The 23,168-nt window shown below is 75.3% G+C and carries 21 protein-coding genes; 10 read left to right on the top strand and 11 right to left on the bottom strand.

Translation table 11 applies throughout. The features are described 5' to 3' along the window. Positions 1 to 114 precede the first annotated feature (114 nt). From RVR_RS05425 to RVR_RS38850, 3 genes are all read left to right on the top strand, one after another. On the top strand, positions 115 to 591 hold the full coding sequence (locus RVR_RS05425) for a pyridoxamine 5'-phosphate oxidase family protein (RefSeq protein WP_202232752.1): 477 nt from the start codon (positions 115 to 117) through the stop codon (positions 589 to 591). A 283-nt stretch (positions 592 to 874) separates the two neighbouring features. Further along, the gene (locus RVR_RS05420) at positions 875 to 2,605 is read left to right on the top strand and encodes a penicillin-binding transpeptidase domain-containing protein (RefSeq protein WP_202232751.1); all 1,731 of its coding nucleotides are present in this window, start codon (positions 875 to 877) and stop codon (positions 2,603 to 2,605) included. A gap of 321 nt (positions 2,606 to 2,926) precedes the next feature. Next, entirely contained in the window at positions 2,927 to 4,255 is a 1,329-nt protein-coding gene (locus tag RVR_RS38850; protein ID WP_202232750.1) for a GH25 family lysozyme, read from the top strand. Between the two features lie 105 nt (positions 4,256 to 4,360). On the opposite strand, the gene RVR_RS05410 is transcribed toward RVR_RS38850, so the two are convergent. The 3 genes from RVR_RS05410 to RVR_RS05400 form a co-directional block, all read right to left on the bottom strand. Beyond that, positions 4,361 to 4,789 carry an arsenate reductase ArsC gene (locus RVR_RS05410; RefSeq protein WP_272933056.1) on the bottom strand — a complete coding sequence of 143 codons (429 nt, stop codon included), beginning with the start codon at positions 4,787 to 4,789 and terminating at the stop codon, positions 4,361 to 4,363. Continuing rightward, entirely contained in the window at positions 4,782 to 5,795 is a 1,014-nt protein-coding gene (gene arsB, locus RVR_RS05405) for an ACR3 family arsenite efflux transporter (RefSeq protein ID WP_237405242.1), read from the bottom strand. The genes RVR_RS05410 and arsB overlap by 8 nt, the downstream gene beginning before the upstream one ends. Positions 5,796 to 5,872: 77 nt before the next feature. Beyond that, positions 5,873 to 6,247, bottom strand: a complete 375-nt coding sequence (locus RVR_RS05400) for an ArsR/SmtB family transcription factor (protein WP_202232749.1) — start codon at positions 6,245 to 6,247, stop codon at positions 5,873 to 5,875. A gap of 80 nt (positions 6,248 to 6,327) precedes the next feature. On the opposite strand from RVR_RS05400, the gene RVR_RS05395 reads away from it, so the two are divergent. Next, positions 6,328 to 6,846: an ArsI/CadI family heavy metal resistance metalloenzyme gene (locus RVR_RS05395; RefSeq protein WP_202232748.1), complete on the top strand. Its 519-nt coding sequence runs from the start codon at positions 6,328 to 6,330 to the stop codon at positions 6,844 to 6,846. On the opposite strand, the gene RVR_RS05390 is transcribed toward RVR_RS05395, so the two are convergent. Then, complete coding sequence (locus tag RVR_RS05390) at positions 6,809 to 7,864, bottom strand: LacI family DNA-binding transcriptional regulator (RefSeq protein ID WP_202232747.1); 1,056 nt, start codon at positions 7,862 to 7,864, stop codon at positions 6,809 to 6,811. The genes RVR_RS05395 and RVR_RS05390 overlap by 38 nt on opposite strands. A 241-nt stretch (positions 7,865 to 8,105) precedes the next feature. Here RVR_RS05390 and RVR_RS05385 point away from each other — a divergent pair, with 241 nt between their 5' ends. Then, entirely contained in the window at positions 8,106 to 8,621 is a 516-nt protein-coding gene (locus RVR_RS05385) for a hypothetical protein (protein WP_202232746.1), read from the top strand. Between the two features lie 400 nt (positions 8,622 to 9,021). Here RVR_RS05385 and RVR_RS05380 read toward each other — a convergent pair whose 3' ends face one another. Continuing rightward, on the bottom strand, positions 9,022 to 9,552 hold the full coding sequence (locus RVR_RS05380) for a MarR family winged helix-turn-helix transcriptional regulator (RefSeq protein WP_202232745.1): 531 nt from the start codon (positions 9,550 to 9,552) through the stop codon (positions 9,022 to 9,024). A gap of 39 nt (positions 9,553 to 9,591) precedes the next feature. On the opposite strand from RVR_RS05380, the gene RVR_RS05375 reads away from it, so the two are divergent. The 3 genes from RVR_RS05375 (at position 9,592) to RVR_RS05365 (ending at position 12,794) form a co-directional block, all read left to right on the top strand. Next, complete coding sequence (locus tag RVR_RS05375) at positions 9,592 to 10,548, top strand: DMT family transporter (RefSeq protein WP_202232744.1); 957 nt, start codon at positions 9,592 to 9,594, stop codon at positions 10,546 to 10,548. Positions 10,549 to 10,589: 41 nt separating this feature from the next. Next, the gene (locus RVR_RS05370) at positions 10,590 to 11,672 is read left to right on the top strand and encodes an ABC transporter substrate-binding protein (RefSeq protein WP_202232743.1); all 1,083 of its coding nucleotides are present in this window, start codon (positions 10,590 to 10,592) and stop codon (positions 11,670 to 11,672) included. A 222-nt stretch (positions 11,673 to 11,894) separates the two neighbouring features. Further along, the gene (locus RVR_RS05365; protein WP_202232742.1) at positions 11,895 to 12,794 is read left to right on the top strand and encodes a substrate-binding domain-containing protein; all 900 of its coding nucleotides are present in this window, start codon (positions 11,895 to 11,897) and stop codon (positions 12,792 to 12,794) included. 74 nt (positions 12,795 to 12,868) lie between these two features. On the opposite strand, the gene RVR_RS05360 is transcribed toward RVR_RS05365, so the two are convergent. The 4 genes from RVR_RS05360 to RVR_RS05345 form a co-directional block, all read right to left on the bottom strand. After that, positions 12,869 to 15,250, bottom strand: coding sequence for a phosphoketolase family protein (locus tag RVR_RS05360; protein ID WP_202232741.1), 2,382 nt, complete (start codon positions 15,248 to 15,250; stop codon positions 12,869 to 12,871). A 474-nt stretch (positions 15,251 to 15,724) separates the two neighbouring features. Continuing rightward, positions 15,725 to 16,567, bottom strand: a complete 843-nt coding sequence (locus RVR_RS05355; protein ID WP_202238403.1) for an ABC transporter ATP-binding protein — start codon at positions 16,565 to 16,567, stop codon at positions 15,725 to 15,727. A 64-nt stretch (positions 16,568 to 16,631) separates the two neighbouring features. Then, positions 16,632 to 17,774: a FecCD family ABC transporter permease gene (locus tag RVR_RS05350; RefSeq protein ID WP_202232740.1), complete on the bottom strand. Its 1,143-nt coding sequence runs from the start codon at positions 17,772 to 17,774 to the stop codon at positions 16,632 to 16,634. Then, complete coding sequence (locus tag RVR_RS05345; protein ID WP_202232739.1) at positions 17,775 to 18,893, bottom strand: FecCD family ABC transporter permease; 1,119 nt, start codon at positions 18,891 to 18,893, stop codon at positions 17,775 to 17,777. Between the two features lie 427 nt (positions 18,894 to 19,320). On the opposite strand from RVR_RS05345, the gene RVR_RS05340 reads away from it, so the two are divergent. Beyond that, complete coding sequence (locus tag RVR_RS05340; protein ID WP_202232738.1) at positions 19,321 to 20,376, top strand: ABC transporter substrate-binding protein; 1,056 nt, start codon at positions 19,321 to 19,323, stop codon at positions 20,374 to 20,376. On the opposite strand, the gene RVR_RS05335 is transcribed toward RVR_RS05340, so the two are convergent. Next, the gene (locus RVR_RS05335) at positions 20,363 to 21,133 is read right to left on the bottom strand and encodes an AraC family transcriptional regulator (RefSeq protein ID WP_202232737.1); all 771 of its coding nucleotides are present in this window, start codon (positions 21,131 to 21,133) and stop codon (positions 20,363 to 20,365) included. The two genes, RVR_RS05340 and RVR_RS05335, sit on opposite strands and share 14 nt — an antisense overlap. 103 nt (positions 21,134 to 21,236) lie before the next feature. Here RVR_RS05335 and RVR_RS05330 point away from each other — a divergent pair, with 103 nt between their 5' ends. Beyond that, positions 21,237 to 21,404 (top strand): hydrophobic protein, encoded by a 168-nt coding sequence (locus tag RVR_RS05330; protein WP_202232736.1) that lies wholly within the window; start codon positions 21,237 to 21,239, stop codon positions 21,402 to 21,404. Between the two features lie 100 nt (positions 21,405 to 21,504). Here the strand turns inward: RVR_RS05330 and RVR_RS05325 are convergent, their stop codons facing one another. Continuing rightward, on the bottom strand, positions 21,505 to 23,082 hold the full coding sequence (locus tag RVR_RS05325; RefSeq protein ID WP_202232735.1) for an MFS transporter: 1,578 nt from the start codon (positions 23,080 to 23,082) through the stop codon (positions 21,505 to 21,507). Positions 23,083 to 23,168: the final 86 nt, after the last annotated feature.

The following is a 23,168-nucleotide window of genomic DNA, read 5'->3' as shown; positions in this document are numbered from 1 at the left end:
GTCCGGTGGGACCCCGTGCCGGGGGCGGGCGCGGCCGCCGAGGCGCCCGTCGGTCCGGGGGCGTAGGTCGCTCGGCCCATGTGCCCGGGTGGGGGGCTCGCTAGGGTCGGGATCATGGGGAGCACGGGGGACGCGCGCCGTTCGGCGGCGGTGCGCAGGCGCGACACGCTGCAACGGCTCCGCGCCGAGCGGGACATGTGGGTGGCGACGGCGCACCCCGAGCACGGGCCGCACCAGGTACCGCTGTGGTTCCTGTGGGACGGGCACGCGGTGTGGGTGTGCACCGGCGCCGCCTCCGCGACCGTGCGGAATCTGCGCGCCGACCCGCGGGTGCGCCTGGCGCTGGCGGACACCTTCGACGTGGTGATGCTCCAGGGCGACGCGGAGTGCCACCCCGACCGGGAGGTTCCCGACGAGGCGGCGGACGCGTTCGCCGCCAAGTTCGGGTGGGACCCCCGGGCGGAGGAGGGCTCCTTCGTGTACGTGCGCGTCCTGCCGGAGACCGTGCGGGCCTGGCGGGGCGAGCCGGAGCTGCGTGGCAGGCTCATCATGCGCGACGGGGTGTGGCGGGACGCCGGCGACCGCCCCTGACCGTCACCTGTCCGACGGCCGCACGGCTCCCGGTACACGGGGCGGGAGGGTTTCGGGTGCCCGGGTGCCCGGGTGCCCGGGTGCCCAGGCGCCGGGGCGGCGCGATCCGCGCCCTCGCACACCGAATCCGCCGCCGCGAGCGGATCTTCCTGGTCAGTGGGCATCCGAGGGGGCACCCCGGGGCGGGGCGTCCCGGGTCGGGCCCTACGCTGAGGGCGCGCGTCGCAGTGGCCGCGCGGGGGTGTTCGCAGACACATGCGCAGACACAGGGGGGAACGGGGCCATGCCCGTTGCGAGAGGCGTGAAGATCGGCGTCATAGGCGTCGTCTGCGCGGGAATGTTCGGCGTCGCCGGTTACGGCGCGTACAACGTGTACACGGGACTGGACGGTTCGGGGGGCGGGCACACCGCATCCGGTTCGGGTGGGGCGGATGCGGCGCCGGGCCCGCTGACGGCCAAGCAGGTCGCCCGTACCGCGGACGCGTTCCTGACGGCGTGGGCCGGGGGCGAGATCGCGAAGGCGGCGGCCCTCACGGACTCGCCGCAGACCGCCACGGCGGCCCTCACCAACTTCCGCACCCAGGGCCACGTCACCTCGCTGGCGATCACCGGCATCGTCCCGACCCCCAAGGGGGCGTCGACGCCCGCCACGCCTGCCACGCCTTCCACGACAGCCGCCACGGGTACGGCGCCCAGCGCGCCCACCACCCCCGCCGGCCCGGGCGGAGCCGACTTCACGGTCACCGCCCACCTGTCCGCCGACGGCGTCACCTCCACCTGGACGTACGCCTCGTCGCTCACCGTGGACCACGACAGCACCGGCGCCGCGGTCGTCACCTGGCACCCGTCCGTCGTCAACCCGGCCCTGGCGGAAGGCGACTCGGTCGTCACGGGAACCGGCGCGGACCCGGAGACCGACGTCACCGACCGGAACGGCAAGGTGCTCACCGGCACCCGCTACCCCTCGCTGACCAGGATCATCGACGACATCAGGTCCCGCGACGGCGACAAGGTCAAGGGCGGCACCCCGGACGTCGAGACGTACGTGCAGCACGGCGACGGGTCTCCGGGCAAGGTGCTGAAGGTCCTCCGCAAGGGAAAGGCCAGGAAGCTCACCACGACGCTGGACGCCGGCGTGCAGGCCGCCGCGGAGAAGGCGGTGCAGGGCAAAAACGGCGCCGGGGTCACCGCGCTCGACATCCACGACGGCACCATCCTGGCCGTCGCCAACAGCGACCCGAGCGGGACCGACATCGCCCTCCAGGGCGCGGACGCCCCCGGCTCCACCATGAAGATCGTGACCTCCGCCGCCCTGATCGAACGCGGGATGGGCCCCGGCTCGCCGGCTCCGTGCAACAGCACGGACAACGTGCAGAACGGCCGGATCTACCACAACGACTCGCCGAGCCTGCACAACGCGGACGCCGACCTGCTCTGGGACTTCGCCAACTCCTGCAACACCGGCTTCATCACGCAGGCACCCAAGCTCGGCGCGAGCGGACTGCGCGACACCGCGGCCCAGTTCGGCCTCACCCAGCCGTGGAACATCGGCACCGCCACCCCCGACGACCAGCCGGGCTTCCCCGACGGCAGCGGGGCCGACGAACTGACCTCCGAGATGATCGGGCAGGGCCGGGTGGTCGCGAACCCGTTGATCATGGCGTCGGTCGCCGCCACCGCCGCCACCGGCAGCTTCCACGAGCCGCGGATCGTGGCGGCGAGCATGATCGACGGCCGGATCTCCGCGGCCGGCGTCGGCTCGCGCGTCTCGGGCGACCTGCGCGAGCTGATGCGCGGCGCCATCACCGCCGGTACGGCCACCGGTGTGATGAGCGGCTTCGGCGCCGACTCCGGGGCGAAGACCGGCTCCGCGGAGGTGGACGGCCAGGCCGCCACCAACGGCTGGTTCACGGCGTTCGCCGGAGACGTGGCGGTGGCCGCGGTCGTCCATGACGCGGGGTTCGGCAACACCTCGGCGGGCCCGATCGTGGCGCAGGTGCTGCGGGCGTCCTGACCGGGCGGCGCGCGGCCGCACGGCCCCCTTCCCCCGTGCGGCCGCACGACTCTCACCCGGCGTGCGGCCGCGGCCCCCTCTCAGCCGTACGGCCGCGGGCGCCCTGCCTGCACGATTCCGTCCGCACGATTCCGTCCGCCCCATTCCGTCCGCGTCACCGCGCCCCCGTGGCCCCACCCGCGTCCCCCGCCCGCGCGGCCCCTCCGGAACCTCCTCTTCCGGGCGCCCCGGCATCGTTCAAGTGACGCTTCCCGCACGGTGCGCTACGCGCGTAACATCCTTGGTGACATGGCCAGTTCACCCCCACCCCAAGGGACCCCCATGCCCCTGACCAGCAGCGCTCCCCGGCGCAGACCGAGCCCCTCACGCCTCGTGCTCGGTGTCACCACCTCCCTGTTCGCCGGCGCCCTCCTCTTTACCGCGGCCGGCCCCTCCGTCGCGTCCGCGCCTTCCGCTTCGGCCCCCGCGCCGACCGTACTGACCCATCCCGAGGCGGACTTCGCGGGCGCCGGACTCCAACGCGAGGCCGGCGCGGCCGCGCGCACCGACGCCGTGGCGGCGCCCGCCGTGACCCCCGCCGTCGCGGGCCTGCCCGGCCTCGACGTCAGCGGCTACCAGCCGTCCGTGAACTGGGCCGCGGTCCGCAGCGCCGGTGCCACCTTCGCGTACGTGAAGGCCACCGAGGGAACCACGTACACGAGTTCGTACTTCAGCTCGCAGTACACCGGCGCCTACAACGCCGGACTGGTGCACGGCGCCTACCACTTCGCGATCCCGAACAACTCCACCGGCGCGGCCCAGGCGGACTACTTCGTCAGCCACGGCGGCGGCTGGTCCGCGGACGGCAGGACCCTGCCCCCGGCGCTGGACATCGAGTACAACCCCTACGGCGCCACCTGCTACGGCCTGAGCCAGAGCGCCATGGTGTCCTGGATCAGGAGTTTCAGCGACGAGGTCCACGCGAGGACCGGCCGCTACCCGGCGATCTACACCACCACCGACTGGTGGACCACCTGCACCGGCAACAACAGCAGCTTCGGCGCCACCAACCCGCTGTGGGAGGCCCGTTACGCCAGCGGCCCGGGGACGCTGCCGGCCGGCTGGTCCGCGCAGACCATCTGGCAGTACGCCGACGGCGGCACCTTCCCCGGTGACCAGGACAGCTTCAACGGCAGCGCCGCCGCCCTCACCGCCTTCGCCAAGGGCACCGGCGGGGCGCCGCCCCCGCCTCCGCCCCCGCCGCCGTCGGCCGGCTGGCCGCTGGTGCAGCAGGGGGCGGCCGGGGAGTCCACCCGGGCGATCCAGTACCTGCTCGACGCGCACGGCTCCGCACTCGCCGTGGACGGGGAGTTCGGTCCGGCCACGGCCGCGGCGGTCCGCTCCTTCCAGTCCGCGCACGGCCTGGTGGTCGACGGCATCGTCGGCCCGGCCACCTGGGGATCGTTGATCGTCACGGTCAGCCAGGGCGCCACCGGCTCCGCGGTCTCGGCGGTGCAGCACGAACTCAACGCCCACGGTGCCGCGTTGGCCGTGGACGGGCAGTTCGGTCCGGCCACGGCCGCGGCGGTCCGCTCCTTCCAGTCCGCGCACGGCCTGGTGGTCGACGGCATCGTCGGCCCGGCCACCTGGAAGGCGCTCGTGGGCTCGTAGCCCCACCCACCGGCCCACTGGCCGGGCAGCCCACTGGGACACGGCCCACCGGCCCCCCGCGACGCCCCGACCCGCCGTAACCCCGCGGGCCGGGGCGTCGCCGCGTCAGACCCGGACGCCGAGTTCGGCGAGCAGGGCGCGGACGCGGCGCTCGACGTCGTCGCGGATCGGGCGGACGGAGTCCAGGGGCTGCCCGGCCGGGTCGGGCAGGTCCCAGTCGAGGTACCTCCTGCCGGGGAAGACCGGGCAGGTGTCGCCGCACCCCATGGTGACCACCACGTCCGAGGCCCGTACGGCGTCGGGGGTGAGGACCTTCGGGTGCGACGCGGCGAGGTCGATGCCGCGTTCCGCCATGGCGGCCACGACGACCGGGTTGAGGGTGGCCGCGGGCGCGGAGCCGGCCGAGCGCACCCGGACCCGGTCGCCGGCGAGCCGGGCGAGGAAGGCGGCCGCCATCTGGGAGCGGCCCGCGTTGTGCACGCAGACGAAGAGGACGGAGGGGACGGCGGCGTCGGGTGAGGGTGCGTCAGGCACGGGCGGGCTCCTCCTGGGGAACGGGGACGGCCGGCGCGGCGAACCAGCGCCGGGCGCGCAGGGCGACGTGGACCAGGCCGATCAGCGCGGGTACCTCGATCAGCGGCCCGACGACACCGGCGAGCGCCTGGCCGGAGGACGCGCCGAAGGTCGCGACGCAGACGGCGATCGCCAGCTCGAAGTTGTTGCCGGCCGCGGTGAACGCCAGGGTCGTCGCGCGGGCGTGGTCGAGCCCGACCGCCCGGCCCAGGGCCATCGACCCGGTCCACATGAGCGCGAAGTACGCCAGCAGCGGCAGCGCGACGCGCGCGACGTCAAGGGGGTGCGAGGTGATGGCGCGGCCCTGGAGGGCGAAGAGGACGACGACGGTGAACAGCAGGCCGTACAGGGCGAAGGGGCCGACGCGCGGGACCAGGACGGCCTCGTACCAGGCGCGGCCCCTGGCGCGCTCGCCGACGCGGCGGGTGAGGTAGCCGGCCACCAGGGGGATGCCGAGGAAGACCAGCACGCTGCGGGTGACGGTCCCCACGGGGATGTCCAGGCCGGTCTGCCCCAGGCCGAGCCAGCCGGGCAGGACGGACAGGTAGAACCAGCCGAGCAGGGAGAACGCGGCCACCTGGAAGACGGAGTTGAGCGCGACCAGGACCGCCGCGGCCTCGCGGTGGCCGCAGGCCAGGTCGTTCCAGATGATCACCATGGCGATGCAGCGGGCGAGGCCGACGACGATCAGCCCGGTGCGGTAGGCGGGCAGGTCCGGCAGGAACAGCCAGGCCAGCGCGAACATGAGGGTCGGCCCGGCCACCCAGTTCAGCAGCAGGGACGGCACCAGCAGGCGCCGGTCCCGGGTGACGGTGCCCAGCCGGTCGTACCGGACCTTCGCCAGCACCGGGAACATCATCACCAGCAGGCCGAGCGCGATCGGGAGGGACACGCCCGCCACGGTGACCTCGGCGAGCGTGTCGCCGAGCCCCGGGGCCGCGCGTCCCAGCCCGATCCCGGCGGCCATCGCGGCCAGGATCCAGACGGCCAGGCCGCGGTCGAGGAAGGACAGCCGCGCCGCCACGCCCCCGCCCTCCGGCCCGCTCACGAGGCGGAGCCCGCAGGCCGGGTGAGGACGCCGGCGAGCCGGTCGGTCATCTCCGGGAGCAGCCGGTAGTAGACCCAGGTGCCGCGCCGCTCGCTGTCGATGAGGCCGGCCTGCCGCAGCAGCTTCAGGTGGTGCGAGATCGTCGGCTGCGACAGGTCGAACGCCGGGGTCAGGTCGCACACGCAGACCTCGCCGCCCGCACGGGAGGCGATCATCGACAGCAGGCGCAGCCGCACCGGATCGCCGAGGGCCTTGAAGACCCGGGCCAGCTCGCCCGCCTGCTCCTCGTCGAGGGGTGCGGCCAGCAGCCCCGGGCAGCACGCGGGGGCGGAGGGCTCCTGGCCCAGCACCACAAGCTCGTGTTTCGACATTCTTCTATATTGACATCCATCGATTCACGGCGCAACACTGTATTGACGGATATCGATACACGAAGGATGGGAGCCGTGCCATGTCACGCGCCCAACTCGCGCTGCGCGTCAGCGACCTCGACGCGTCGATCGCGTTCTACACGAAGCTCTTCGGCGCCGAACCGGCCAAGCGCCGCGACGGCTACGCGAACTTCGCGCTCACCGACCCCCCGCTCAAGCTCGTCCTGATCGAGGGCGAGCCCGGCCAGGACACCCGCCTCGACCACCTCGGCGTCGAGGTCGGCACCACCGGCCAGGTCGACGCCGCCACCGAGCGGCTCCGGAGCGCCGGGCTGGCCACCTTCGAGGAGAGCGACACCTCCTGCTGCTACGCCCTCCAGGACAAGGTCTGGGTCCACGGCCCGGGGCGCGAACCCTGGGAGGTGTACGTGGTCAAGGCCGACGCGGACACCCCGGGACGGTCCGGCACCGACGTGCCCGCCGCCGGTCCGTCGGTGCCGGTCGGTGAGGCGGGGGCAGTGCCGGTCGACGGGCCGGTCGACAGGCCGGTCGACAGGCCGGTCAGCGGGGCGGGGGAGGGGCGGTGCTGTCGCGGATGACCAGCTCGCTGGCGACCTCGACACGGGTGGTCTCCGGGGTCTCGCCGGCGAGGAGTTGGAGGACCATGCGGGTGGCGAGCGCCGCCATCTCGGGCAGCGGGGTGCGGACGGTGGTCAGTCGCGGGGTGACCCAGTCCGCGAAGTCGAGGTCGTCGAACCCGACCACGCTGACGTCGGCGGGCACGCGCAACCCGAGGCGGTCGGCGGCGCGGTAGGTGCTCAGGGCCTGCTGGTCGCTGCCGGCGAAGACCGCCGTCGGCCGGTCCGGCAGGCGCAGCAGGTCGAGCGCGTGGTCGTGGGCGGGACCGTGTGAGAAGTCCCCGTAGCGGACCAGTTCGGGGTCGAAGGGCAGCCCGCCCTCGTCGAGCGCCGACCGGTACCCGTCCACCCGGGCCCGGGAGGCGAGCCGGTCCGGCGGGCCGCCGATCACCGCGATCCTGCGGTGGCCCAGCCGGACCAGGTGCCGGGTGGCAGCCAGCCCGCCCGGCCAGTTGGTCGCGCCCACCCACGGCACGCCCGGCGGCGGTTCCTCGGCCGGCGCGATCAGGGCGAACGGCAGCCCCAGCCGGGCGAGTCCGGCCCGCTGCGCGTCCGTCAGCGCGGGCACCACCAGGACCGCACCGCGGGTCGGCCGCTCGGCCAGCGCGTCCAGCCAGTTCCGCGCCTGCCCGCCGTCGCCCTCGTGCGTCGCCGACACGACCAGTCCCATGCCGACCGCGTGCAGCGCCTCCTCGGCGCCGCGCACCAACTGGACCGCCCAGGGCCCGTCCAGCTCGCCGATCACGAAGTCGATCAGCCCGCCGGCGGCGAGCGCGGTCGGCACGGCCCGCCCGCGCGGCGCGGCACCGTACCCGTGCTGCTCCAGCAGCCGCTGCACGCGCGCCCGGGTACGCGAGGCGACGTCCGAGCGCCCGTGCAGCACCTTCGACACGGTGGACACGGACACGCCCGCCTCGGCGGCCACCCTCGCCAGCCCGCCCGCGCCGCCCGCTTCCCCGGGTTCCGTGTCCCGCGCCATCGATCCCGTGCCCTTCGCCCGCGGCCTGGCCGCACCCGCCTCGTCGGAGCAGTATCGCGAACCCGGCGCGGCGCCGTGCGGCAAGCCGCTCCCGGCGCGCGCCGAGCCCCCCGGGCACGGCGTTGCCCGGTGGACCCGGCGCCCGTCGAACCCCCCGCGGTCCGGCCGCCGTTGGCCTACCGTGGGAGGGGACGGCGGCGGCCGGAGGGGGCCGGACGCGGGCGCTACGGGGGAGGGACGGGTGGAAGCGGAACTCACCGCACTTGCGGCTTCCGGCGCGACCACGCTGGTGCAGCTCATGGTCCAGGACACCTGGGGGCACCTCCGCGGCCGGCTCGCCGCGTTCTTCGCCCGGGGCGGCGGCGACGGCGGCGCGGTCGGCGGCCAACTCGACGCCGCTCGCGCGGAACTGGTGGCCGCGCGGCAGGCCGGCGACGCCGGCACGGCGGCCGACGTGGAGGAGGAGTGGCGGGCCCGGCTGCGGCGCGTGCTGCGCGCCGACCCCGACGCCGCAACGGAACTGCGCACGCTGCTGGCGGAGTTGGGCGCGACGCCGGCCCGGGGCGGCACGATCAGCGTGGTGCACAGCATGATCAGCGGCGGCACCCAGGGCGCCGTCATCCAGGGCAGGGACATCAACGGCGCCGTCACGCTGGGGGCCTGGCCCCCCGCCGAGCAGCCGCCCCGGCCGGACCCCGCCCCCGATCCGGGTTCCGGTGCCGGTCCCGGCTCCCCTCCGGACGACACCCCCGACTGACGGCGACGCATCGGCGCCGGCCGGCCCGTGTCCAGGGCCCGAAGCGCCCGATGCGGCTCCTCGCGGGCGTGCTCGACAGCCCTCCCGGCCCGCGTGAGGCGTCTCGACGGCTGGTCCGGGCGCCGCGCGCCGGTCGCGTGATCGGTCCGGGGCGGCGTCGCCGCCGGCGTTCGGCTCGGCCGGTGCCCGCCCCGGCCCCGGCCCGTACGGTCGCGCCGAGCGCTCGGCGTCTCCCGGCCGGCCCGTCTCCGGGCTTGCGCCTGGTCCGACTCGCGCGTCACCCGGCCTGGGCGTCACCCGGCCTGGGCAACGCCCGCCTACGCGTCCCGCCGCCTACGCGTCCCGCCGTCCACCCGTCCACCCGTCCCGCCGTCCCGACGTCCACGGGTCGCGTCGCCGCCTACGCGTCGCGCGGCGGTTCCAGGCGGGCCAGCCAGGACGTCAGGAGGGCTTCGAGGTGGGCGGCCTCCTCGGGCGGGAGGGCGTCGAGGAGGCGGCGCTCGTTGCGCATGTGCTCGGCGAACGCCCGGTCGACCAACTCGCGTCCGGCCGGGGTGAGTCCGACCACGCGCCCGCGCCCGTCGTCGCGGGCGCGGCGGCGCGTGACGAGCCCGCCGCGCTCCAGCCGGTCGATCCGCTTGGTCATCGCGCCGGTGGTGACCATGGTGTGCGCGGCCAGCTCGCCGGGCGCCCGCTCGTAGGGCGCCCCGGCCCGGCGCAGGGCGGCGAGCACGTCGAACTCGCCCTCGCTCAGGCCGAACCGGCGGTAGACCACGCACAACTGCTCGGTGAGCATTCCCGCGATCCGGTGCAGCCGGCCGATCACGCCCTGCGGGGAGACGTCGACCTCGGGCCGCTCGCGGGCCCACTCGGCCTGGATGCGGGCGATGTGGTCGAGCGGGGGGCCGGAGCCGGCCGGTTCTGCGGGCATGGCTTCACTATAGCTTCCGAGGAAGGCATAGTAGCTTCCATGGAAGCCAATCTGCGCTGGGTGCTCCTCGCGGCGGTCGCCCCGGTGGCCTGGGGTGCGAACTACTACGTCACCAAGGCGGCGTTGCCCCCGGGCGACCCGCTGTACGGCGGCGCGATCAGGGCGGTGCCGGCCGGTCTGCTGCTCCTCGGGCTGCGCCGCAGGCTCCCGCGCGGCGCCTGGTGGTGGCGGTCCGCGGTACTGGGGGTGCTCAACGCCGGCGGGTTCTTCGCCCTGGTCTACCTCGCCGCGCAGCGCCTGCCGACCAGCACCGCCGCGACCGTCATGGCCGCGTCGCCGCTGGTGATGGCGCTGATCGCGTGGCCGCTGGTCGGCGAACGGCCGCGCGGCGCCCACCTGTCGGGCGCCGGCGTCGGAGTCGGCGGGGTGTGCCTGATGCTGTGGGGCGGGTCGGGCGGCGCCGACCCGCTGGGCGTGGCGGCCTCCGCCGGCGCGATGCTGCTGTCCTCGCTCGGCTACGTGCTCGCCAAGCGCTGGGGCGCCGGCGCGGACGTCCTCGCCTCCACCTGCTGGCAGTTGCTCGCCGGCGGGCTCCTGCTGCTGCCGTTCGCCGCGGTGTTCGAGGGCGCGCCGCCGGCCCTCGGCGGCCGGGCGCTGCTCGGCTTCGGCTACGTCGCGGTGGTCGCCACGGCGTTGGCGTTCACGGCGTGGTTCGCCGCGCTGGGCCGGCTGCCCGCGGCGACCGTCGGTCTGGTCGGTCTGCTCAACCCGGTGACCGGGGTGCTGCTGGGCACCGCCGTCGCCCACGAACCGCTCACCGCCCGGCAGTTGGCCGGCCTCCCGCTCGTCCTGGCCGGGGTGCTGCTCGGCCGTCCGGCACCGCCGGAGCCCGGTCGGCCGCGGGCCGGGTCGCCCTGGCGGCCGCTCGGGCGGCTGCGGGACCTGCGAGGAGTCCGGGGTGCCCCTCCACGGGTGGCACCCCCACGGGTAAAGTAAGGCTTACCTAAGTTCGTCGACCGACCGAAGTGGTGGAACCCGTGAGCCCTCTCCTCAAGTCCCGTGACCTCCCAGTGCCGCCCCCCGCGCGCCAGGCGGCCGGTGGCCGTCCGCCGCGGGCCGGATCCGAAGGGCTCGACAAGCTCGGCGCGACCGGCGGCCACTTCAGCCGGCGGGGCTTCCTCGGCACCTCGGCCGGCGCCGCGGCGCTCCTCGGCCTGAGCGGCTGCGGCTCGTCGTCCTCCCCGGCCTCCTCGTCCTCCCCGACCGGCGGCCACGCCTCCGGGTCGCGCACCGTCGCCACGCTGCACGGCGACGTGAAGGTCCCGGCCGACCCGCAGCGCATCGTGGCCCTCCAGTTCCCCGAGGCGTGCGCCCTGCTGGACGTCGGCGTGCGGTACGTCGGACGCCCCGACTACATGCCCGCGTTCGACACCTACACCAAGGCCGACGCCTCCGTGGCGCGGGTCGTCGACACCTCCGGCGCCCCGGACCTGGAGAAGATCGCCGGACTGCGCCCCGACCTGATCATCACCTCGGACTGGAAGGACCCCAAGCTGCAGCAGCAGCCCTACGCCCGCCTCGCGGAGATCGCGCCGACGCTGGTCTTCGAGTGGCAGAAGGCCGCGGGCAACTGGCGCGCCGAGGCCGTGGCCACCGCGGCGGCGGTCGGCCGCACCGCGCGCCTGGACGCCCTCAAGAAGTCCTACGCGGACGCGTGCGCCTCGATCCGCTCGCAGTACGCCAAGGTGCTCGCCGCCACCCGCTGGGACCTGGTCGACGGCAACGGCTCGGTGTGGGACCTGTACGGCCCGAACTCCTCGCACGGCCGGGTCCTCGTGGACGCCGGGGTGCGGCTGGCCGCCGGGGCGACGCAGAAGGACGGCTTCGTCGAGCACTCCCTGGAGGACATGTCCAGCCTGCTCGGCGGCACCGACGTGCTCTTCACCACCGGCGTCTCGCTCGCCAAGCTCCGCACCGAGCAGGTCTTCAAGAAGCTCCCCGCGGTGCAGCACTCCGACGTCTTCACCAGCGACCTGTTCTTCCCCGCCAGCTACGGCATCGCCATCGCGCTGCTCGCCGACGTCCGCAAGGTCTGCGCCCGACTGGCCACCCGCATCTGACCGCCCGCCGCGCGCAGGCGACCCCGTCGTTGGGACGCGTTATGCGGGTGATCGGTCAACAGGCCGCCGTACGGGGGCCGTCGGCGCACGCGTCCTTGTCGCGGGGGCGGGTGGGGGCGCAGGGTGGAAGGCGCGCGCGGCGCGCGTCCCCGCGGGGCCCGCCGGTGCGAGTGACCTGGACGAGCGAGACGTCCGACGCGGAACGTGAAGGGGGTGCCGGTGATGACGAACGACAGTGCGCGGCAGACAGGTTGGGAGTTCACCGACGACCGTGGCAGCACCGCGTCCGGGCCGGACGCTCCGCCCCGGGTGGTGGCGTACGTACGCGCCGGGGCGGCCCTGTGGGAGTACGGCGTCAGGCCGGTGGCGGTCTACGGGTCCGGCCACGACAGCGGCGCGCAGGCCGACCCGGCGAAGCTCGGCGGGCTCGACCCGCGGGAGGTGGCGTACCTGGGCGGGGGCGCGGACGTCACGCCGGAGGCGCTGCGGGAGCTGCGGCCGGACGTGGTGGTGGACGTGACCTACGACGGTAAGGCGCCGTACGCCCTCGCGGAGAGCGTCGCGGAGGCGGCGGGCGTCCCGGTGGTCGCGCTCGGCGTCGGGGGCACCGAGCCGCTGCGGACGCTCCTGGGCCGGTTCGCCGAACTGGCGGCGGCCTTCGGCGCGCCGGCCGACGCGGCCGGCGGCGAACTGAGCGCGGCGGAGGAGGAGGTGCGCGCGCTGGCGGCCGGCGAGGGCACCGCCCGGGTGATCGCGTTGTCGCCGGCCGGGCCCGAGCAGGTGCACCTGGCCCGGCCGGACACCTGGCCGGAGCTGCGGCACCTCGCGGACCTCGGGGTGCGGATGGCCGACCCCGGCCCCGGTCCCGGCGTCAACTGGCGCAGCACCGACTGGGACGAGGCGCTGGCGGCGGTCGGCGGCGCCGGCGTGGTGCTCGCCGACGCCCGCGCCAACGCCGTGCCGCTCGCCGCTCTCGACGGCGTACCGGCCTGGCAACGGCTTGCCCTCACCGCCCAGGTGCTGCCCTGGAACCCCGAACTGCCGCCCGCGCCGGGCGCGTACGCCGCCTTCCTGCGCGCGGTCGCGGACGCGCTGCGGGCCCAGGCCGACGTGTCCGGCTGAGCCGGCGGCAGGGGGCCGGCAGCCGGCGGCGGGGCCCGCGTCGGTCCGTCCGGACCGGGGCCGGCCCCGGCGCCTCAGCCGTCCCAGCGCCAGTCGGCCACCTCCGGCAGGTCGGTGCCGTGGGCGCGGATCCAGCCCCGGTGCCGCAGCCGGGTGTCCTCCATCAACTGCCGTACGGGGGCGGCGCGGACGGCGAGCCCCGGCACCCGGTCGATGACGTCCATGACCAGGCGGTAGCGGTCCAGGTCGTTGCCGACCACCATGTCGAACGGCGTGGTGGTGGTGCCGATCTCCTTGTAGCCGCGGACGTGCAGGTCGCGGTGGCCGGTACGGCGGTAGGCGAGCCGGTGGATCAGCCACGGGTAGCCGTGGTAGGCGAAGATGACCGGCCGGTCCGCGGTGAACAGGGCGTCGTACTGCGCGTCGGACATGCCGTGCGGGTGCTCCTTCTCCGGCAGCAGCCGGGCGAGGTCCACGACGTTGACCACCCGCACGGCCAGTTCCGGCAGGTGGTGCCTGAGCAACTGGGCGGCGGCCAGCACCTCCTGGGTGGGCACGTCGCCGGCGCAGGCCAGCACGACGTCCGGTTCGCGGCCGCCGTCCTCGGTGCCCGCCCACTCCCAGATGCCCGCGCCGCGGGCGCAGTGGGCGCGGGCGGCGTCCATCGGCAGCCAGTCGAAGCAGGGTTGCTTGCCGGCGACGATGACGTTCACGTAGTCCCGTGAGGCCAGGGCGTGTTCGGCGACCGACAGCAGGGTGTTGGCGTCCGGCGGGAGGTAGACGCGGACCACCTCGGGGGACTTGTTGAGGATGTGGTCGATGAAGCCGGGGTCCTGGTGCGAGAAGCCGTTGTGGTCCTGGCGCCAGACGTGCGACGTGAGCAGGTAGTTGAGGGACGCGATCGGACGCCGCCAGGGCAGCCGGCGGGTGGTGCGCAGCCACTTGATGTGCTGGTTCACCATCGAGTCGACGATGTGGACGAACGCCTCGTAGCAGGAGAACAGGCCGTGCCGGCCGGTCAGCAGGTATCCCTCCAGCCATCCCTGGCAGGTGTGTTCGGAGAGGATCTCCATCACCCGGCCGTGCCGGTCCAGGTGTTCGTCGGTGTCCACCAGCCGTTCCTGCCAGCTCTTCCCCGAGGCGGCGTAGACCGCGTCGAGCCGGTTGGACGCGGTCTCGTCGGGGCCGACGATCCGGAAGTCGCGGCGCTCCGCGGTGCGGGCCATCACCTCCTCCAGCAGCCGGCCCAGCACCCGGGTGGGTTCGTGCAGTCCGGTGCCGGGGCGCTCCACCGGCACCGCGAAGCCGTCCAGGTCCGGCACAGGCAGGTCGCGCAGCAGCAGGCCGCCGTTGGTGTGCGGGTTCGCGCCGAGCCGGCGCTCGCCGGACGGCACGCAGGCGAGCACCTGCTCGCGGGGGCGGCCGGCGTCGTCGAAGAGCTCGGCGGGCCGGTAGGACAGCAGCCACTCCTCCAACTGGCGCAGGTGGTCGGGGTTGGTGCGGACCTCGGACAGGGGGACCTGGTGGGCGCGCCAGGTGCCCTCGACCGGCAGGCCGTCGACCTCGGCGGGCCCCGTCCAGCCCTTCGGGGTGCGCAGGACGATCATCGGCCAGCGCGGCCGGTCCGCGCCGTCCGCCGCCGGGGCCCCGCCGCCGCGGGCGGCCCGCTGGATCGCGGCGATCCGGTCCAGCGCGGTGTCCATCGCCGCGGCCATCGCGCGGTGCACCGCGGCGGGTTCGTCGCCGGTGACGTGGATCGGGTCGTGGCCGTAGCCGTGCAGCAGCGCGTCCAGCTCGTCCTCGGGGAGGCGGGCCAGCACGGTGGGGTTGGCGATCTTGTAGCCGTTCAGGTGCAGCACCGGCAGGACGGCGCCGTCGTGCGCCGGGTCGAGGAACTTGTCGGAGTGCCAGGAGGTGGCCAGCGGGCCGGTCTCGGCCTCGCCGTCGCCGATCACGCAGGTCACCAGCAGGTCGGGGTTGTCGAAGGCGGCGCCGTAGGCGTGCGAGAGGGCGTAGCCCAGCTCGCCGCCCTCGTGGATCGAGCCCGGGGTCTCCGGGGCGACGTGGCTGGGCACCCCGCCGGGGAAGGAGAACTGGCGGAAGAGCCGGCCCATGCCGTCACGGTCCCGGGTGATGTCCGGGTAGGTGTGGGTGTAGCTGCCCTCCAGCCAGGAGTTCGCCAGGACGGCGGGACCGCCGTGGCCCGGGCCCCACACGCAGATCGCGTCCAGGTCGCGGGCCTTGACCACGCGGTTGAGGTGGGTGTGGACCAGGTTCAGGCCCGGGGAGGTGCCCCAGTGGCCCAGCAGCCGCGGCTTGACGTGCTCCGGGCGCAGGGGTTCGGTGAGGAGGGGGTTGGCGTCGAGCAGGTAGATCTGGCCCACGGCCAGATAGTTCGCGGCACGCCAGTGGGCGTCCAGCGCGGACAGTTCCTCGTCGGTCAGGCCGCTTGGCATGGGGGTCCTTTGCGGGGCGCTTGCGCTTGGCTCGTACGTCTGAGGGGTACCCCCTTCGCCGGGGGGTGCCGTACGGCCATCCGGGCGATGCCCTCCGGGAGTTCGGTCCGTTTCCCGCCCCCGGGCGCCTGTCATCCGCGGGGTTCCGCCCCTCGGTGGGCCGGAGCGCACACGTCCCCGGCCCTCCTCGGGCCGCAGCCGTGGGGGTCCGGGGTTCCTGGGCGCGGCCGTCCGGCCGCGGTGCTCATGCGCGCCGGGGCGACGGAGGGACGGCAACTGGTCGCAGTCCCGGCCCCGTTCGGCGTACGGACCGCTCCGGCGCGCGCCGCCGGTGCGGCGGGACGGGCCGGGTGGACGCGGGCGGGCGGACGTGGACCGGGTGGACGCGGGCGGGCGGACGTGGACCGGGCGGACGCGGGCGGGCGGACGCGGCCCGGGGGCACGGCACGCCGTGGGCTCCCGGGCAGGGCGGGGTCAGGGATTGCAGTGGTGGCGGCCGATGGGGAGGACGAGCGGCGTGCCCGACACCTCGTCGGAGACGATCCGGCAGTCGATGCCGAAGATCTCCCGGACCGTCTCCGCGGTGACCACGTCCCGCGGCGCCCCCTCCGCGCAGACCACGCCGTCCTTCATGGCGACGAGGTGGTCGCCGTACCGGCAGGCGAGGTTGAGGTCGTGCAGGACCGTGACGACGGTCGCCCCGCGCTCGCGGTTGAGGTCGGTGACGAGGTCCAGCACCTCGACCTGGTGCGGCAGGTCGAGATACGTGGTCGGCTCGTCGAGCAGGAGGACGCCGGTGCGCTGCGCGAGCGCCACCGCGATCCACACCCGCTGGCGCTGCCCCCCGGACAGTTCGTCCACGGAGCGGTCCGCGAGGTCGAGCGTGTCGGTCGCGGCCAGCGCCTCCGCGACCGCCTCGTCGTCCTCGGCCGTCCAGCGCCGGAACCAGCCCTGGTGCGGGTAGCGGCCGCGCCCCACGAGGTCCACGACCCGGATACCGTCGGGGGCGACCGGGGTCTGCGGGAGGATGCCGAGCCGCTCGGCCACCTGGCGGGTCGGCAGCGCGTGGATGCTGTGGCCGTCGAGCAGCACCTCGCCCGCGCTGGGGGCCAGCAGCCGCGCGAGACCGCGCAGCAGCGTGGACTTCCCGCAGGCGTTCGGCCCGACGATCATCGTCACCTGGCCGGTGGGGATCTCGACGCTCACGCCGCGGACGACGGTCCGCTGCTCGTACCCCAGGTGCAGCCCGCGGGCGGCGAGGGAACTGGGCGGCCCGGCGGGGGCCGGTCCCGTGGGCGTCTTCGGGTCCGGCTTGATTTTGGGGCCGATGGAACCCGCGGCGCCCGCGGTACCCGCGTCCGTATCGGTGTTGCTCAAGAGTTCAGCCTCCCTGGCCGACGCGGTTGGCACGGGCGAGCAGCCACAGCAGGCCGGGCGCGCCCAGCACCCCGGTGATCACGCCGACCGGGAACTCGGTCGGGCCCAGCAGGTGTTGCCCGGCGAAGTCGCAGCCGAGCATGAGGGCGGCACCGGTCAGCGAGGACAGCACCAGGGCCGGGCCGCGCCCGTGCAGCAGCCGGCGGGCGACCGGCCCGGACAGGAACGCCACGAACGCGACCGGCCCGGCGGCCGACGTGGCGACGGCGGCCAGGCACACCCCGGCCAGGATCAGCGCGAGCCGGCCGCGCTCGACGCGTACGCCCAGGCCCCGCGCGCTGTCGTCACCGAGCCCGAGCGCGGGCAGCGTACGGGCGGCGAGGTACGCGGCCGGCAGCAGCACCACCAGCGGGTACAGCACCTCGCGCGCCCGCGGCCAGTCCGCCCCGTTGAGGCTGCCGGTCAGCCACAGCAGCGCCTGCTGCGCGGTGTAGACGTCCGCGCGGGTGAGCAGGAAGGACACCACGCTGGACAGCGCCGCCGCGACCCCGATCCCCACCAGCACCAGCCGGTAGCCGGTCACGCCCCTGCGCCACGCCAGCAGGTAGATCAGCAGCGCGGTCAGCAGCGCGCCGGCCACGGCGGTCAGCGAGACCGCGGTGCCCGCCAGCGAGAACACCACGATGGAGACGACGGCCGCCGCGCTCGCGCCCGCCGTGATCCCGATGACGTCCGGGCTCGCCAGCGGGTTGCGGATCAGCGACTGGAAGATCGCCCCGGACAGCCCGAACGCCGCGCCCGCCGCCACCCCGGTCACCGCGCGCGGCATGCGCACCTGCACCACGATGAAGCGCGTCCCCGCGTCGCCGCCGCCCCCCAGCGTGCGCAGCACGTCCAGGAGGGGGATGCGGAAGCTGCCCACCGACAGCGACGCGCAGAACAGCGCGAAGACCACGACCGCCATGACCGCCGTGACCGCGGTCGCCCGCGCCCGCGGTCGACGGCGCGCGGCCCGTACGGTGCGCAGCGCCTCGGCGGAGGCACCCCGCCCCCGCGCCGCGCCGCCGCCGGACGGCTTGCCCGCGCCCGCGCCGAGGGCCCGCGCGGGCGGACCGGTCCGGCTGCCGCCGGAGGTGTTCGCGGCCATCTACAGTCCCGCCAATCGGCTGCGGCGTACCAGGACGACGAGGACCGGCGCCCCGATCACGGCCGTCACGATGCCGACCTGCACCTCGCCCGGGCGGGCGACGACCCGGCCCACCACGTCGGAGACGAGCAGCAGCGCGGGCGCGATCAGCAGGGAGTACGGCAGGATCCAGCGGTGGTCGGGCCCGGTGAAGAAGCGCACGGTGTGCGGAACGGTGAGGCCGACGAAGGCGATCGGGCCGGCCAGCGCGGTGGCCGACCCGCACAGCAGCACCACCGACAGCGCGCAGAACAGCCGTGCCGCCGCCACGTTCTGGCCCAGGCCGCGCGCGGTGTCGTCGCCCAGGCCGAGGGTGTTGAGCAGCCGTCCGGAGCCGAGCGCGCACACCGCGCCGACGAGCATGAAGGGCCCGGCCTGGGCGGCGGTGGACAGCCCGCGCCCGGCCAGCGAGCCGACCTCCCAGAACCGGAACTGGTCGAAGGTCGCGGTGTCGGTGAGCAGCACCGCGGTGGTCAGCGAGGACAGCCCCGCGCTGACCGCGGCCCCGGCGAGGGCGAGTTTGACCGGGGTGGCGCCCTCGCGGCCGAGCGACCCCACGGCGTAGACGAGCAGCGCGGCGGCCGCGGCGCCGACGAAGCCGAACCACACGTAGCCGGTGAAGGAGGTGACGCCGAAGACGCTGATCGCGGCGACCACGGCGAGCGAGGCGCCCGCGTTGACGCCGAGCAGCCCGGGGTCGGCGAGCGGGTTGCGGGTCAGGCCCTGCATGAGGGTGCCGGACAGGCCCAGCGCGGCCCCGGCGAGCAGCCCGATCACGGTGCGCGGCAGCCGCAGCGAGGTGACGATGATCTGGTCGGGGTTGTTCGGGTCGTGGTGGAACACGGTGTCCCAGACGGTGCCCGCCGGAACCGACTTGGCGCCGATGGCGAGGCTGGCCAGGACCGCGAGGAGGAGGACGGCGGCGGCGACCAGCAGCCCTGCGGACAAGGTGGCGGCGCGGTGCCGCCCCGGGGCCGGGGCCGCGGCCCGGGCCGCGGCGGGAGCGCGCCGGCCGGGGCCTGCGGACCCGTCGGACCCGGCGGCCGGGGCGGGCCCGACACGGGCGCGCGAGACGTTCATGAAGCTCTCCTCGGCGGAATTCCCTCGCTGGGAAGTAAGGGGAGGCTAACCTACAATTTCGCGGCCGTCCGCACCCTCCCCTCGCCCGGTGCCGCGGGAGGCGGCGTCCTTCCCGCGACAGGCGGCCATAATGTGTCGCCGAACGGACACGTCGGCGCGGGAACCGGAGGTGGGGTGGCCGGGGCGGGCGGGTGTGGACCGGCCTCCATCGGGGGTGAAAGGTCTTGCGGCGCGGGGGTGTTGCCGGAATCCGGGTCGGCCCCGCGGTGGCGTCGGCCTGCGGCGGAGGTGTCCTTCTGGCGACATTTCGCGTCCTGGTCGAGATCTCGTCGGCGCGGAGGCCACTTAGGGTGGCCAAAGTTAGGTCACCCTAAGTCCCGGCTCGGTCCGCTCGTCGGCCTGGCCCGTCGCCGTACCGGAGGTCCCGATGTCCCTGCCGTCCCGCCCGCTCGCCGAGCCCCCCGCCGCAGCTCCGGCGCCCGGATCCGGGCGCCCCTCCGGCCGGCCGACCCGGCGCGGGCTGCTCACCGCGGGCGCCGCCGGGGCCGCGCTCTTCGGGCTGGCCGCCTGCGGCTCCGGCTCCACGTCCGGTTCCGGCTCGGGGTCCGGCGCGAAGTCCGCCAAGAGTTCGGGCACCCGCACCGTGGACACCGCCAAGGGCCCGGTGAAGGTGCCGGCCTCGCCCAAGCGCGTGGTGGCCATCAACGACTTCCCGATGTCCGCGATGTTCGACCTCGGGCTCACCCCGGCCGGCGTGTTCGACGCGGGCGAGGAGTACGTCCCGCAGCGCGACCTCGCCCGCTGGAAGGCGATCCCCAAGGTCTCCGACGGCGTCGGCGGCGCGATCCAGGTGGAGAAGGTCGCCGAACTCAAGCCCGACCTGATCATCGGCATCGACGCCCAGACCACCGTCCCCTACGACCAGTTCACCGCGCTCGCCCCCACCGTCCTGCTGCCGTTCAGCAAGTCGAAGGCGCCCTGGCGCGACATGTCCGACCAGACCGCGGCCGTCCTCGGCGTCCCGGACGCGCTGGCCGGGCTCAAGAAGCGCTACGCCGACCGCGCCGCGGCCATCAGGAAGGCGCACGCCGCCGTGCTCGCCCGCACCCGCTGGGACCTGCTCCAGGGCGGCTTCGACGCGGGCAACTGGTGGCTGTACGGCCACGGTTCGCCGATCGGCGGCATCCTCGCGGACGCCGGCGCGGTCTTCGCCACCGGCAGCGCCCGGCTCGCGGTCCAGCAGTCCGTCTCCTACGAGCTGGTGACGGGCAAGCTCGCGGACGCCGACGCGATCTTCTACTACACGACCAACGACGGGAAGCCCGCCAACCTCGGCCCCAAGCTCTTCGCCCAGAAGTCCTTCCAGCAGCTCGCCGCCACCAAGGCCGACCACCTCTACGGCAGCATCTACTTCCTGCCCGGCGGGTACGAGGACGCGATCGCGGCGCTCGGCGACTTCGAGAAGGCGCTCACCGCGCTGTGAAGTAGGCGCCCGGGGTACGGCCGGTCTCCTGGCGGAAGGCCGCGATGAACGAACTCGGGGTGGTGTAGCCGACATGGTGGGCGACCGCCGCCAGCGGGCGGTTGGCCGCCATGTGCTCCAGCCCGGCCCGCAGCCGCGCCCGGGTGCGCCAGCGGCCGAAGGACATCCCGGTCTCGGCGCTGAACAGCCGGGCCAGGGTACGGGCGCTGGCGCCCACCTCCCGCCCCCACTCCTCCAGCGCGCGGTGGTCCGACGGGCGGGCCAGCAGCGCCTCGGCGACCTTGCGGGCCCGCGCGTCCACCGGCATCGGCAGCTCGATCGTGGTCACCGCCACCGGCCGCACCAGGTCGAAGAGGACCGCCTCGGCCCGGGCCCGCGGCTGCGCTCCGACGTCCGGGTCGCCCAGGTGCGTGATCAGCTCGCGCAGCAGCGGCGGCACCCCGACCACCGTCGGCTGGGTCCAGCGCACCGGGCAGCGGTCCGGCAGCAGGTAGACGCTGCGCATCTGCGCCTGCCGGGTCGCCCCCGTGGTGTGCGGCACCCCGGCCGGTATCCACAGTGCCAGCGTCGGCGGCAGCACCCACGAGTGGTCCCCGATGTCCACGGTCAGCACGCTCGCCGGCGACCAGACGAGCTGGTGGGTGCTGTGCTCGTGCTCGCCGAACCGCTGGCCGCGGGCCAGGTCGAAGTTGATCACCCGCAGCGCCTCGGCGGGCGGGGCCGCGGAGCGCGGGGCGGGCTGGCTGTTCGGCGACATGGTCACCGAACATAGCGCATGGCGGCCACGGCCGAACCCGCCGGTGCGGCCCTGCGTAGGCCCTGCGAACAGGGGCAAGCGGTCGTCAAGGAGGCTGATAACCATGGGACCGTTGCTCGCTGTTCTTCTGTTGGCGCTGCTGCTCTTCGGCATCGGGTTCGCCGTCAAGATCCTCTGGTGGGTCGCGGTGGTCGTCCTGGTGGTCTGGCTGCTCGGATTCCTGGTGCGGCCGGGGTCCGGTTCGGGCCGGGGCCGCTGGTACCGGTGGTGAGACGCGCGCGGGCCGACGCTCCGGCGTAGGCGTTCCGCGCGCCATGGTGGGCCGCTCCGATCAACCCGGGGCGGCCCACCGCCGTCCGTACGGACAAGCCCTACGGTGCCGTGGCCCCCGCCGGGGCTCCCGCTCGCGGCGCGCCTGCGGCCGGCATGACCCGTACGCCGGCCAGGGCCAGTGCGGCCACCGCCGCGAAGACGACGAAGCCGAGCGTGTAACCCGACTCGGACGGCAGCGCCGCGCCCGCCGTCCCGCCGTCGCCGCTGCTGCTGCGCGAGGTCAGCAGCGCGGAGGCGACCTGGGCGCCCAGCGCGCCGCCCACGGTGCGGGCGATGGTGTTGACGCCGATCGCCACGCCCGTCGACCGCGGCTCGACCGCGTCCACCACGAGGTTGCCGAGCGCGGCGAAGGCCAGCCCGTACCCCGCGCCGATGAGCGCCCCCGTCAGGTAGAAGTCCCACCGGCTGCCGTGCGCGGCGGCCAGCCAGCAGAACGCGACGACCGCGCAGCCCGCACCCGCCTGGAGCGGTGCCCGCGCCCCGAACCGTACGGTCATCCGGCCCGCGAGCGGGCTGAAGGCCAGCATCAGCGCGGCCACCGGCACCATCACCAGCCCGGCGCCGGTCGGCGACGCCCCGAAGCCGTACCCGCTGTCCGCCGGGGTCTGGACGAAGCGCGGGATCAGGGTGATCGAACCGAACATCGCCCCGCCGACGAGGAACGCGAGCACGTTCGCGGCGGCGAAGGCCGGGCGGCGCAGCAGCCGCAGGTCCACCAGCGGATCGGCGACGCGCAGTTCGACCGCGCCGAACGCGCACAGCAGGACGGCCGCGCCCGCCAGCAGGCCCGCCACCCGCGGCGAGCCCCACCCCCACGCGTTGCCCTGGCTGATGCCCAGCAGCAGGCAGACCAGTGCCGCCGACAGCGTCCCGGCGCCGCCCAGGTCCACGGACCCGCCGACGGCGCCGCCCGCCGTGCGCCGCCCGTGCGGCGACGGGGCGCCGGACGCGGCGGTGGACACGGCGGCGGGCGCTCCGGCCGGCAGGACGCGCACACCCGCCAGCGCGGCGAGCGCCAGGGCGAGCGTGGTCCAGGACGGCGCCTGGGTGCCGAACGCGTCCACGAGCGGGCCGGCGACGATCATCCCGGCCGAGCCGCCGACGCCGAACATCGCGCTGAGCACCGCCACGACGCGCGGCACGCGCGCGGCGGCCACCGACGTGCGGACGATGCCGACCGCGAGCGGGAAGACGCCGCCCGCCACGCCTTGCAGCGCCCGGCCCGTGACCAGGACGCCGGGCGAACCGGCGCGGGTGCCGAGCGCGGCCACGAGCGCGCCCACCGCGAAGGAGCCCAGGCACCACACCAGGACCCGGCGGTAGCCGCGGGCGTCGCCCAGCCGGCCGGCGATGGGGGTGGCGATGGCGCTGGCGAGCATGAAGGAGGTCAGCACCCACGCGACGCCGGTCGACGACGTGTCCAGGTCGCCCTGGAGGGCGGGCAGCGCGGTGATGACCACGGTCTGGGCGAGGCTGACGCCGAACGCGGCGGCGAGCAGCGCCGCGACGGCCAAGCGTCCGGCGGGGTGCCGGCCCCCGGCCGGGTCCGGGGCCTGGTCGGGGGCGGCGGGGTGTGGGGCGGTCCGGTCGGCCGGGTGCCGCTGCGGAGAGGTCATGGGGGTGCCCTTCGGATCGGGGAAGCGGCAGCGCGGCCGCGCGGGCCCCGAGTATAAGACCAATGGTCACTAATATGTAAGGCTTA

Origin of the sequence: Streptomyces sp. SN-593 (assembly GCF_016756395.1) — a bacterium.
In the GTDB taxonomy this organism is placed as follows: Bacteria; Actinomycetota; Actinomycetes; order Streptomycetales; family Streptomycetaceae; genus Actinacidiphila; species Actinacidiphila reveromycinica.
Note: the sequence above shows the minus strand (reverse complement) of the source record. Positions and strands in the feature narration are given on the sequence as shown.